Annotated in this window: 10 protein-coding genes; 8 read left to right on the plus strand and 2 right to left on the minus strand. The window is 39.8% G+C overall.

The genetic code is table 11. The features are described from left to right. The first annotated feature begins 115 nt into the window (after positions 1–115). The 5 genes from B4Z90_RS20180 (at position 116) to B4Z90_RS20200 (ending at position 5,302) form a co-directional block, all read left to right on the plus strand. The gene (locus B4Z90_RS20180) at positions 116–727 is read left to right on the plus strand and encodes a hypothetical protein (RefSeq protein ID WP_286775348.1); all 612 of its coding nucleotides are present in this window, start codon (positions 116–118) and stop codon (positions 725–727) included. After that, on the plus strand, positions 724–1,026 hold the full coding sequence (locus tag B4Z90_RS20185) for a winged helix-turn-helix domain-containing protein (protein ID WP_046673956.1): 303 nt from the start codon (positions 724–726) through the stop codon (positions 1,024–1,026). Before B4Z90_RS20180 ends, B4Z90_RS20185 begins: the two co-directional genes overlap by 4 nt. Before the next feature lie 51 nt (positions 1,027–1,077). After that, positions 1,078–1,569, plus strand: coding sequence for a hypothetical protein (locus tag B4Z90_RS20190; RefSeq protein ID WP_070564903.1), 492 nt, complete (start codon positions 1,078–1,080; stop codon positions 1,567–1,569). A gap of 4 nt (positions 1,570–1,573) precedes the next feature. Then, entirely contained in the window at positions 1,574–3,040 is a 1,467-nt protein-coding gene (gene creD, locus B4Z90_RS20195; protein ID WP_286803149.1) for a cell envelope integrity protein CreD, read from the plus strand. A gap of 180 nt (positions 3,041–3,220) precedes the next feature. Beyond that, positions 3,221–5,302 carry a S9 family peptidase gene (locus tag B4Z90_RS20200; RefSeq protein WP_286803150.1) on the plus strand — a complete coding sequence of 694 codons (2,082 nt, stop codon included), beginning with the start codon at positions 3,221–3,223 and terminating at the stop codon, positions 5,300–5,302. 168 nt (positions 5,303–5,470) lie between these two features. Here B4Z90_RS20200 and B4Z90_RS20205 read toward each other — a convergent pair whose 3' ends face one another. Both B4Z90_RS20205 and B4Z90_RS20210 read right to left on the minus strand, forming a co-directional pair. Further along, complete coding sequence (locus tag B4Z90_RS20205; RefSeq protein ID WP_046673953.1) at positions 5,471–6,418, minus strand: MlaD family protein; 948 nt, start codon at positions 6,416–6,418, stop codon at positions 5,471–5,473. Between the two features lie 61 nt (positions 6,419–6,479). Further along, positions 6,480–7,280, minus strand: coding sequence for an N-acetylmuramoyl-L-alanine amidase family protein (locus B4Z90_RS20210; protein WP_046673952.1), 801 nt, complete (start codon positions 7,278–7,280; stop codon positions 6,480–6,482). Between the two features lie 201 nt (positions 7,281–7,481). Between B4Z90_RS20210 and B4Z90_RS20215 the strand changes: the two genes are divergently transcribed. The 3 genes from B4Z90_RS20215 (at position 7,482) to B4Z90_RS20225 (ending at position 13,125) form a co-directional block, all read left to right on the plus strand. Further along, a complete protein-coding gene (locus B4Z90_RS20215) occupies positions 7,482–10,115 on the plus strand; it encodes a putative LPS assembly protein LptD (RefSeq protein ID WP_286803152.1) in 2,634 nt (877 codons plus the stop codon). 276 nt (positions 10,116–10,391) lie between these two features. Then, entirely contained in the window at positions 10,392–11,651 is a 1,260-nt protein-coding gene (locus B4Z90_RS20220) for a competence/damage-inducible protein A (protein ID WP_286803154.1), read from the plus strand. A 112-nt stretch (positions 11,652–11,763) separates the two neighbouring features. Further along, positions 11,764–13,125 (plus strand): dihydrolipoamide acetyltransferase family protein, encoded by a 1,362-nt coding sequence (locus B4Z90_RS20225; protein WP_070564890.1) that lies wholly within the window; start codon positions 11,764–11,766, stop codon positions 13,123–13,125. Positions 13,126–13,155: the final 30 nt, after the last annotated feature.

Consider the following 13,155-nt stretch of genomic DNA (forward strand, 5'->3'; position numbering starts at 1 on the left):
CCAAACCTATATCCTGCAAGTATTTTCTACTCTTTTTTTTATTTTTTTTCAATATTCTCCCAACCCCTTGCATAATTCATTATTATTCATTTACTTTGAATATCAAAGTACTTTTATGGAACAGAAAGATTTATTTAGAGAACTTGGACAGATCAGATCATTAATGGAAAAATCGTCCAAATTTGTTTCAATAAGCGGATTATCAGGTGTACTCATGGGCTGTTATGCTTTGCTGGGAACACTATTGGGATACTATATTCTACAGCAACCCGAAAGTACCGCGCTACTCTTGGGCGAAAATCTGAATAAGCCCCTACTGTTTTTAATGATTGCGCTCATCGTCCTCTTATCATCCCTGGTGACCGGCTGGCTAATGGCACGTAAAAAAGCGAGAAAAAATAAACAGTCGATTTGGAACATTACAAGCAAATCTCTTTTATTTGCAGTTTCAATCCCCTTACTAACGGGTGGCATGATTTCCTTGTTGTTTTTTGTCCAAGGCTACTACCAGCTGATTGCTGCTATGCTCCTGATCTTTTATGGACTGGCACTGACTGCGGGTAGCATCTATACCTTTGCAGAAGCAAAAGGCCTGGGTATACTGGAAATCTGCCTGGGTTTGATTGGTATATGTTTCCCGGACAACGGCTTATTATTTTGGGGATTAGGATTTGGTGTGCTACACATCATCTATGGTTTTATCGTTTACAAAAAGTACGAATCGTGAAATTAGATCTTTCCTTATATGACAAAATATTTGAAAACAGGGTTCGCCTCCAAATTATGAGTGTTCTCGCTGCCAATGAAGAATATGATTTTAATTCATTGAAAGAATTGTTGGATGTAACCGACGGTAACCTTGCTTCCAACCTAAAAACATTGGAAAAAGAGGAATACATTAGTGTCGAAAAAAGCTTTGTAGACCGGAAGCCGAACACCCGATACAAAAGAACGACAAAAGGACTTAAAGCCTTTGAAAATCACCTTATTGCACTTGAAAATTTAATAAAGCAACAATACAAATAATTTTTTTATTCATTTACTTTGAAAATCAAAGTACTTTTAAAACATGATTAAATGAAAGGAATTCGATTAAAACTGATGCTGCACCTCTATAATTGGTCTTCCAAAGTATATGCAGACATCTTTAAATGGAACAAAAAAGCTTGGGGAATATCTAAGGCAAATTTTATGACCTACCCCGTTGGAAGCATCGGCCATAATCTGGGGCTCTTTTATGAAAGTAAAGGTTTCGATGTCATGCCCAAACTGGAAAATCACGATGTATTTCATATCCTGACTGAAACCGGAACAGAGATACAAGATGAAATTGCCATGCAATTCCTCTTACTTGGTAATGGAAAGATCAGCCTCTATCTTATGGCAATGATTTTTATTGGCGGAATCTTATTTCCCGAGCATTTCGGTTATTACAAAAGACATTTTCAGAAAGGTCGATCGCTCCAAAACTTCCATCATTTAGAATTTAAAGAAATCCTTCATTGGCAATTAACGGAGCTTCAAATTGCCTTATACAGTAAAAATATTCAAATAGATTTAAACAACTAAAATCATGGACTACAACAATTCATCATCGATAGAGCAATCGTCATTTTTTGAGAAAATCAGTAATTCCACTGTCCTAAAGTTATTTGTCATTTTCTTTCTTTCCCTGATATTGCTCATTCCACTTTCGTTAATAAGCGATTTAATAGAAGAACGGAAAAATAGGGAACAGGAAGTTTCTGGCGGTATTGCATTAAACTGGGGAAAGGAGCAGGTTATTTCCAGTCCTGTGTTGGCTATCCCCTATCGCGAGACTATACCACTTTCTGCCGAAAAAGCCGAAAAATCGAACCTTAGAGAAGAGCTGAAATGGATATTTGTCTTACCCAAAACATCCAATATCACAACCGATATAACGCCACAGCATCTCTCTCGAGGTATTTATAATGCCGTAGTTTACAACAGCAACATCACATTAGACGGTTCTTTTGACAAAATATCCCTAGAAAAACTCGAGATCCCAAATGAGCAAATTGACTGGAAAGGCAGTAAGCTTATTTTCGGCATCCAGGATTTTAAAGGCTTAGGCAAGCGCCCATCCTTGAATTGGGATGGCAATGAATTGACTTTCGACCCAGACTTTAATAATCTCAAATTATTTAAGCAAAATTTAGTCTGTCCTGTACCTTTGGATCCGCAGAAAACAGACAATCGTTTTAAGATAAAACTAAATCTAAAAGGATCCAAATCATTGAATTTTCTTCCGCTGGGTGATCAGACAAACATCCAGGCTAAGGGTAACTGGGCTAATCCAAGTTTCACAGGTGCATTCTTACCGGGCAAACGTAATACCGAAACCTCCAATTTTTCGGCTTCCTGGGAAATCCCTTCTTTCAGTCGGAAGCTGCCGCAACAATGGACAGGCGATGCCCGTTCGATCTTTCAGTTCGATAACAACCTCGAAAATGGAAATGAGGGCAATGAGCAAAAGCCAGCACAAGCCGTCAGCACTACAATTGCCTCTGCAAATAACCTATTGGATAACGCAGACATGATTACAATTAACTTCCTACCAGATATCAATAACTATCAAAAAACAACACGGGTCGCCAAATATGGTATTTTAGTTATCATCCTGACCTTTACTTCGCTCCTATTCACCGAGGTGATCAAGAAAAAACGGATCCATATCATCCAATATATTCTGATTGGAGCAGCTATGGTTCTTTTCTATACATTGCTGCTCGCGCTATCCGAGCATATTGGATTTAATCTAGCTTACTTAACGGCTTCAGTCGCTACAGTTATGTTGATTGGCAGTTTCATTAAATCAATTACCAAAGACCAGAAATCGGCGCTATTGCTGAGTTCTATTCTGGCTTTATTTTATCTTTTTATCTATATCCTGATGCAACTTCGGGATTATTCCCTTATCGCTGGAACAATTGGCATCTTTATCATTTTGGCGATTTTGATGCGCGTTTCAACAAAAATAAACTGGTATCAATTTGATAATATCCATGTGGATCAATAAACAACGTCTTCGACTTTATTGGGTATTAATTCAGATACTATTAAAAAAATAAGGATTTACAATTCTAATAAGCCATTTCTAAATGAAAGAGATGGCTATTTTTTTACTCGACTTAGCATTTATGACCAAATTCTGTAACTTGCGAAGAAATTTTTCAGCGGCATAGATATGTTTAAACAGATGAAAAAACTTACAATACTTACATTAGCGATTATGGCGTGTAACCTAAGCAATGCGCAAGAAAGCAAAGACGGAAAAAATAACTCCAAATTAGTGTCGGAATCGCCACAACCGATCAACCCAACTACACTTTGGGACCTTGGTCGTGTTTCGGCCGAAGGACTTTCTGCAGACGGCAAAACATTGGTATACGGTGTTTCCAATTATAATCTGGAGAGCAATTCAAGTGAAAAAAATCTCTATACAGTTTCACTCACAAACGGGACTAGCAGTCAGTTCACCGACCAAAAAGGTGGTGAAACAGTCGTTCAGATCGAACCAAATGGCGACGTCATTTATTTGTTAAAGGGGCAGTTATGGAAGAAGAACCTATCTAAGGCTGAAGCAGTTCAATTGACGAATGGCGATATTGCTTTAGAAAATGTCAAGTTTTCTCCTGATGGAAAACAAATACTCTTCAGCCAGTCCGTGCTCGTAAAAAAATACCACAGCACAGATAAATATCCCGAACTACCAAAGTCGGACGTTTATATCTATGACAACTTAGACTACAGACATTGGGATACCTTCAATGATGGCAAATTCAGTCATCCTTTTGTGGCGAGTTATATTGATGGTAAAGTTGGCGAGCCGGTAGACCTATTAAAGGATCAAGCTTTCTACAGCCCTCAGGCACCATTTGGTGGCGCAGAAGATTTTGCCTGGTCTCCCGATAGCAAGGCAGTGCTCTATGTCTGTAAAAAGAAATTCGGAACAGATTATGCTGTCAGTACCAACACCGATATTTATCGCTATGATCTCGCTAGCGGAACGACGTCTAACCTGACAGAAGGAATGAATGGGTATGATACAGCCCCAACCTATTCTCCCGATGGGAAAAGCCTAACGTGGCTCAGCATGAAGACCGATGGTTATGAATCGGACAAAAATGACATCATGCTATTTGATAAGAATAGCTCGATTCGACTTAACCTAACAGCACATTGGGATGGTACCGTCAATAGTTTTATCTGGAGCAACGACAACCGGAAAATCTATTTTACAGCTGCAACGAAAGGCACAGTTCAATTATTTGAACTTGAAGTACCGACCAATATCAAAGCTAAAAGTTTACCAAAAATACATCAAATTTCAGAAGGTGACTTTGACATCACCGGTATTGTAGGCCAAGTAGCTGACAAATTAATCGTTAGCTCTACAAAGTTTACCCGTGCAACCGAAATCTTCAGCTTTGATCTAAAAACCAAATCTTTAACTCCGGTCACTAAAGTCAACGATGCAAAATATGCAAGCATTAGCGAAAACAAAATTGAAAAACGTATCGCAAAGGCATCCGATGGAGCCGATCTGTTTTCATGGGTAATCTATCCGCCAAACTTTGACCCTGCAAAAAAATATCCAACCATACTTTACTGTGAAGGCGGCCCTCAATCTGCCCTGACGCAATTTTACTCCTTCCGTTGGAATTTACAATTGATCGCATCACAAGGCTATATTGTCATCGCTCCAAACCGCAGGGGTATGCCTGGCTGGGGTGTAAAATGGAATGAAGCCATTTCTCAGGACTGGGGCGGTCAGCCAATCCGGGATTACTTGACAGCGATAGACGATATCTCCAAAGAATCCTATGTAGATACAACTCGTCGTGCGGCGATTGGAGCTAGTTATGGTGGGTACTCGGTTTATCAGCTAGCTGGCGTGCATCAAAACCGTTTCAAAACTTTCATTGCGCACAATGGTTTATTCGACATGAGAAGCTGGTACGGTACCACAGAAGAACTCTTTTTTGCCAATCACGAACTGGGTGGGGCGTACTGGGATAGCAAAAATGAGAAATCCTATACCGCATTCAACCCCATTGAAAAAGCAAATAATTGGCACACACCAATTTTAATCTTTCAAGGCGGAAAAGATTATCGTGTTCCAATCGGACAAGGGTTAGCGGCATTCCAATTGGCTCAGCTCAAAAAAATTAAGAGCCGCCTGGTCTACCTACCTGATGAAAATCACTGGGTACTGTCAGGACAAAACGCACAAATTTGGCAAAGAGAATTCTTTACCTGGCTTAAGGAAACTTTATAACGAGATGTGCAAAATCCGCTTGTAAAATCAGGTATTTTCGCAACTGACAAAGTCGGCCTTCACCTGTTTAAATTCCAAAAAGCGTTACTCAGGGAGTGGACATATAAAAACAAAAAGCCTGCAATATGCAGGCTTTTTTATGTATCCCATTTGATCTGATTGCTAAATCTATTTCTCGCCTTTTTTTCCAAAGATGGAAAGTTTGATATATTTCCCGGGTTTCTCTTTCACATCCTTCATCAAATTATCCATTTCCTTTGAAGCATTATTGAGATTATTATATAACGCTTCGTCATTTAACAATAAACCAATAGATCCTTTACCACTATTGATTTTTCCCGTGATCTCCTGAAAATCATTGACTGCGGCATTTACTTTGTTCATGGTATGTTCAAAATCCAATCGGGCGGCCTTATCGGTAATATTATTCAGATTAGACATGATCGCATTGATTTTCTCGCCATTTTGTGAAAAATTGGATGTAATTGATTCGAGATTGGCCATGATTCGATTGAGTCTCCCCTTTTCATCCCCCACTAGACCTTCGACATCTTTGGTGATGCCTTCTACATTTTTCAAAGAAGTGGAAATGCTATGAATACTTCTTTTAAAGTCATCCTGAAACTGTTTGTCTAAGACATTATTGACAACCGATAATGTTGAATCCAGTTTAATGGTAATTGTTTCAATCCGTTTTTGAATGGGTTCAACCTTATCCATAATATTCGGTTGGACACCTGAAGCTAAAAAGTCTCCATCCTTTGCCAATTCCTTACTGTTGCCCATTTCGAAAACAATGGCCTTACTTCCCAACAAATCTGTGCTTGAAATCCGCGCAATTGTATTCTTTGGAACGTCATAATGGGAGTGTATTTTGAACTCTGTCTTAATTTTTCCATCAGGTAGGAGAATCATTTTTGATACACGACCGATTTGATAACCATTTACTAAAACAGGTTTTGATGGAGTTAAGCCATCGACAGCTTCATAAGTTGTGTAATATGTGTTGTCGCTGCTAAAAACATCATTTCCTTTTAGAAAGCTATAGCCAATAAATAATAAAACTATCGCAACTGTTGCTAATATGCCGACTTTTGTCTCGTTTGAAATTTTCACAAATAATCTATTTAGTAATGATCATTAATTTAAGTTTAAAACAGCATAAAAGCAAATCTGTTTAGCGTTCTACAGAATTTTTATAAATTTTCAGAGCCGAAACTAAATTATTGACAATTTCCTGCTGCCCTTCATCAGACAATAGGTAGCTCTCTTCTTCTCTATTACTAATAAAGCCAATTTCTGTAAGCACAGCGGGCATACCTGCTTCAGCCAATACAGCTAAGCCTTTCTCCCAGAATCCTCTACTATATCGCCCTGCCTTCACATACTCACCTTCAATCATCTGCGCCAGACGAATACTTTTTTCACGGAATCGGTTTTTCATCAAGGAGAAGATGATAGCACTTTCAGGGTCTTTTGGATCGAATCCTTGATAATTTTCTTTATAGTTTGATTCCAGTAACAAGGACGCATTTTCACGAACTGCAGCATCTTGCTGTCCCAAACGATGCGAGCCAGAGACCAATGTTTCGGTACCATGTGCGCTAGCACCACTGGAATTACAGTGTATTGAAATAAATAAATCTGCTTTATTGGCATTCGCCAAGCGAATACGTTTGTAAAGCTCAACAAATTCATCCGTCGTTCTCGTGTAGATGATCTTGATACCCGGAATATCTTTCTGAATCTGCTTTCCCAATTTTAACGCAACTTCAAGGGCTACATTTTTCTCCAACGATCGCCGCCCTTGTGCTCCGGTATCTTTACCGCCATGGCCCGCATCAATTACAATCGTTTTTATTTGGTAGTCTGGAGGCACTGCTTGCCCATTGTTTAATGTGAAAGAATTCAATAAAAAAAATCCCAAAGTAGCGAACACAACACTACACCATTTTCTAATTCTTAAATCTGATTTCATTGAATAATTATTTGCTCTACTATAAACGAATCAAAATGCGTCAATATTATTTCTTTAATAGATAACGATATTTAACATATTTTCTATTGCTTTTTTGACTAATTTTGTCTCTCGAAGTTTAACATTATTTCACAAAAATAACATTTGTCTTTAATTTTGAAGTCGTTAATCAACATTTTAACACTATTTATCATTCTTGCAATGAGCAATGCTAGCTTTGCTCAAAGTAATATTCCATTAAAACAGAACGGACTTCAAGGTAAAGATCCTATTTCGGCGACCAATAAATCGCAAGATACGAGTAAATCGAAAACTGCAGATACGACCAAATCTGTAAACGATACAACCAAGAAAAAAGGAAGTGGCTTGCAGGCCGAAGTGAGCATTATTGCGGTTGACTCGCAGAAATCTGAAGTTGCCAAGAATATCAGTCACCTTTATCGCGGAGCAAAAGTAAAGTACCAAGATTTTGAACTTTCTGCCGATTATATCCGTCTTGATCGAAACAAGAAAAAGATTTTTGCTTCTGGGATCTACGACAAAAGTGGTAAATATGTAGGGCGTCCTATTGTCATCATGGGTAATGGTGAATCACCGAAAACAGTAGATTCACTCTACTACGATTACGAAAAGCAAGAGGGAAATACCTACGGTATTATGACCGAAGTTGATGGTGGATTTATCCAGGCCAATGTTGTTCGAAAGAATATCTACGACGAAATGTCTATTTACAAGGGATTATATAGTACCTGTAATCTACCTTATCCACATACCCATTTTGGAATTCATATCACCAAAGGAATTGTCACTAAAAATCAGATTATTTCTGGTCCGGCCTACCTTGTCGTGATGGGTGTACCGATGCCCGTGGCATTTCCATTTGCATTTTTCCCAAAACCAGATAAAAGAGCATCCGGGTTTCTCTTCCCTTCTTTTGGAGAAGATTATACCAGAGGATTCTCCATGCGGGATATCGGTTGGTATTTGGCCTTCAACGATTACTGGGACAGTGAGATTAGAGGTTCCTTGTATTCTAAAGGTTCGTGGGAAGCTTCCATCAATACGCGCTATACCGTCAACTACAAATTTAACGGTGGTTTTAATATCCGTTACGCCAATACCAAAACAGGTATTGAAGGAACATCCAATTACGGCTCTAATAAGGATTTTAACGTCACATGGAACCATACCCAACGGCAGGAAGCCAATCCAGGAACATCTTTCTCTGCAAGTGTTAACTTTGGTACAAGTTCTTTCTTTCAAAATACCGGAACCGGAAGTACACAAAATACCTATGAAAATCTTGCCCGTAACCGTATGGGATCGTCCATCAGTTATGGAAAAGTATTTGCCGATGGTAAGGTAAACCTCACGGCCAGCTTAACGCATAACCAGGACATGGCTACACGCAGTATACAGATGAGTTTACCCAACATCAGCTTAAACGTATCCTCTTTTAATCCATTTGACAGCAAAGACCGTGTCGGTGAACAAAAATGGTATCAACGCATCAATGTCGGTTATAGTTTCCAGGCGCAAAACTCGGTCAGTACCATTGATACATTGTTGTTTAAACCAGGAGGTTTCAAAAAATTCCAAAATGGTTTCCAACACAATATTCCAATCAGTCTATCACTCAATGCTTTTAAATATTTCCAGTTCAATACCAGTGTAAACTATACCGAACGTTGGTATTTACAAAGTACGCGACAAAGCATCGACAATACCGCTGCAGGTTATAAACAACGTATCGATACCGTTCAGGGATTCAATCGTGCATACGATTACTCGGTATCGACCGGACTTTCGACCAAGGTTTATGGTAATTATTTCCCTAAAATAGGTAACCTTAAGCAGATCAGACACGTTGTTACACCGTCAATCAACCTGAACTATAGACCCGACTTTTCGGATCCAAAATATGGTTTCTATCAGCATTATAACGATCAATATGGAAACAGAAATGTATACTCAATCTTTAGCCAGGGTGTCTACGGTTCCCCTTCCGCAGGAAAATCTGCGGGGATAGGTTTCTCCATTGACAATAATATCGAAGCAAAGGTCAAAAGTAAATCTGACACCACGGATGGCGGTATGAAGAAAATCCCTATTCTTCAAGGTCTGACGTTCAGTGGAAATTACAACTTTGTGGCCGACTCGCTAAAGTTGTCCCCAATTACTTTCTCTGGCCGTACAGCTTTTTTCGACCAAAAGATGAATGTAAACTTCAACGGTACATTTGATCCTTATTCGGTCAACGAAAATGGTGTCCGTGTCAATCGCTACGCCATTAAAGACGGTAGCCTTGCGCGCCTGACAAACTTTGGTCTTTCCTTTGACTATAGTCTGAATCCTAAGGCTGCGAAATCACGTAATAACAATATTGATTCTTTAAGAAAAGAAATGACAGGAGCGGGTATGACTCCCGAACAGGCACAAGCCTTAGCTCGAATCAGCTCAGATCCAAACGCATTTGTGGACTTTAACATCCCATGGAACCTTGCGGCATCGTTCAGTTTCAATATGGCAAAATCGTTCAACTCCAGTACACGAAGAATGCAGAGCCAGATCACAAGCACATTGAATTTACATGGCGACTTCAGTGTTACGCCAAAATGGAAAGTCACCTTTCAATCGGGGTACGATTTCAAACAGAAGGAAGTGGTCATGACCTCTTTCAATATCTATCGCGATCTGCATTGTTGGGATATGTCATTTGGCTGGATGCCTTTTGGGCGGTTCCGAAGCTACAACGTCACCATTCGTGCCAAGGCATCGATCTTACAAGATCTTAAGCTCACAAAAAGAGCCAGTTCAGGAGGCAGTTATTTTTAAAATAACTGCTTTTTTTTTGAAATGTTATATTCATATTGGCCAAAAAGAATTTTCAGTTTCTTTTCAAAAAACTTCTTCCATCAAATACATCTTAAACATTTCGTTGAGCCGCAATTTTATGTAAGTTTATATACTGAATCTTCTGGGATTGAATTTTCATTTTTTAGGCGCTAGCGCATGGACATTTTAACACCAGAAGATTGAGAAAATCAAACACGATACATACCCACATATGTATTTTTCACCGTAGGGATGTGTCGCATAATTATTTTAAAGATGAAAGCAGAGATTATTACCATAGGCGATGAGATTCTCATCGGTCAGATTATTGATACCAATTCAGGCTGGATTGCCAAACAACTGCTCCAATTCGAAGTCGATATCGTTCAAATGACATCGATCCCTGATACAGAAGAGGCTATTTCAACGACATTGAAAGAGGCTTCAACGCGGGCAGATCTTATTTTAATCACTGGAGGCCTGGGGCCGACGAAAGATGATGTGACAAAAAAAACGGCCGCAGCATATTTTGGAACCACCTTGATCCGCGATGAGCATGTACTTCGGCATGTGACCAACATATTTGAATCGCGCAATCTAACAATGCTCGACATCAATCTACAGCAGGCCGATGTTTTAGCAAATTGTGAGGTCCTATTTAACGACTATGGCACCGCGCCCGGCATGCTGGTCCATCAGGACCAAAAGAGGTTTATTTTTATGCCTGGCGTGCCCTTTGAGATGAAATTTCTGATGGAAAAACATGTGCTGCCCCTATTAGCCAAACAGGATCCTGACTTATTTATCTGTCACGAGACCATTTTGGTTGGCGGAATCGGAGAATCATATTTGGCAGAAGAAATAAAGGATATCGAAGCAGAACTTCCTTCCAGCATAAAATTGGCCTATCTACCAACCTTGGCCTTTATCCGATTGAGACTCTCTGGAAAAAGCAGGAATAAATCTGACATTATGCTCCAGGTTGCCCTTTTTAAAACAAAGCTACTCCATCGTTTACAACACCATGTCATCGCGGACTATGACACAAGCATCGAGCCCTATCTGATTAAAGAGCTTGGCCGCCGAGGTGCTACATTGACTACTGCAGAAAGTTGTACCGGGGGTAGCCTCGCCGCTTCAATAACCGCTGTAGCGGGAAGCAGCACGATATTCCTTGGTGGTACCATCCCCTACTCCAACGCGTTAAAACAACAATTGTTGAACGTCGAGGAAGAAACACTGATCCAATATGGAGCAGTAAGTGAGCAGACTGCTATCGAAATGGCTTCCGGTTCAAAAAAGGCATTTTCTTCCGACTATGCTATTGCGACAACTGGAATAGCGGGACCAGGTGGTGGAACAGCTGAGAAACCAGTTGGCACTATTTGGGTGGCTGTTGCCGGGAAAAAGGAAATTTTAACCAAGAAGTTTCAATTTGATAACGACAGACTGATCAACATCGAACGTACCCGTATGATTGCTTTATTACTTCTATGGAAGTTGCTTGTAAAAGAAAAAGAACAGGATACACAATAAAGTAAAATAATATTTCAAAAAACACGTTATTTAAGGAATAATATTTTAAATTGTTGAAAGTAAACCACAATTTATTTAACTTCGTTTTTCTATAACGAGATTGCTAAAAAATATGGCTTTATATAAACTCTTGCTCCCAAAAATGGGAGAAAGTGTATCCGAGGCAACAATCACAAAATGGTTAAAACAACCTGGTGACCTGATTGAGGAAGACGACACTTTATTGGAAATTGCAACTGACAAAGTTGATTCAGAGGTACCTTCCCCTGTAAAAGGTGTTTTAAAAGAGCATTGCTATACTGTAGACCAGACTGTCCAAGTTGGTGAAGTCGTTGCAATTATAGAAATTGAAGGCGAAAATGAAGAACCTGCGATTCAAGCACAAGAAAATATCGCTCCTTCAGCGGCAACTCCCGAAGAGATCATAGCATTGAACATCCCAGGTGTAGACCAGCTGCCCAATTTAACAGCTGAAATTCCATCTTCTTCATACGAAAATACCCTTCGCTTTTATTCACCTTTAGTGAAAAATATAGCACGCCACGAAGGATTGTCCCAGGATGAACTTGACCGTATCCAGGGTACCGGAGCAGAGGGAAGAGTGACTAAGGAAGATATTTTAACGTATGTATCGCATCGGGATTCCTCCTCAAAATCGACAAAAGCCATTCCGGCAGAGCACACGAATACTAGCACGGGCATGGGTACGGATTCTCCAAAAATAACCTCCGCCGCTCCGTCGCATGTTCACACCGTTGCCAATGGCAGTGATGAAATCATTGAAATGGACCGTATGCGGAGATTAATAGCAGACCATATGGTCAAAAGCGTACAGACCTCTCCCCATGTATGTTCTTTTGTTGAGGCAGATGTCACCAATTTAGTTTTGTGGCGCAATAAAGTTAAAGATGCCTATAAAAAACGCGAAGGAGAAAACATCACGTTTACCCCTTTGTTTATCGAGGCTATTAGCAAGGCTCTCAAAGATTTTCCATTGGTCAATATATCGATCGACGGTTACAATATCATCAAGAAGAAAAACATCAATATTGGTATGGCTGCAGCATTGCCTAATGGCAATCTCATCGTTCCGGTCATCAAAAATGCTGATCAATTAAGCTTAGTAGGGTTGAGTAAAAGTGTCAACGACCTCGCACAACGGTCACGGGCGAATAAATTGAAGCCTGACGATACCCAAGATGGTACATTTACATTCACCAATATCGGCGCTTTCGGTAATATTATGGGAACGCCTATCATTAACCAACCGCAAGCTGCAATCTTGGCTGTCGGTACCATTACGAAAAAACCAGCGGTCATAGAAACAGAGTATGGCGATATGATTGGTATTAGACATATGATGTATCTGTCACTCTCTTACGATCACCGTGCGATCGATGGTGCCCTCGGAGGTACTTTCTTAAAACGTGTGGCCGACTACCTGGAAAACTGGGATAGCAATAGAGTAATCTAGCAATCAGAATAAAAAAACGGCTCTTAACAG

The organism is Sphingobacterium sp. UBA5639 (genome assembly GCF_002421245.1).
Lineage (GTDB): Bacteria > Bacteroidota > Bacteroidia > Sphingobacteriales > Sphingobacteriaceae > Sphingobacterium > Sphingobacterium multivorum.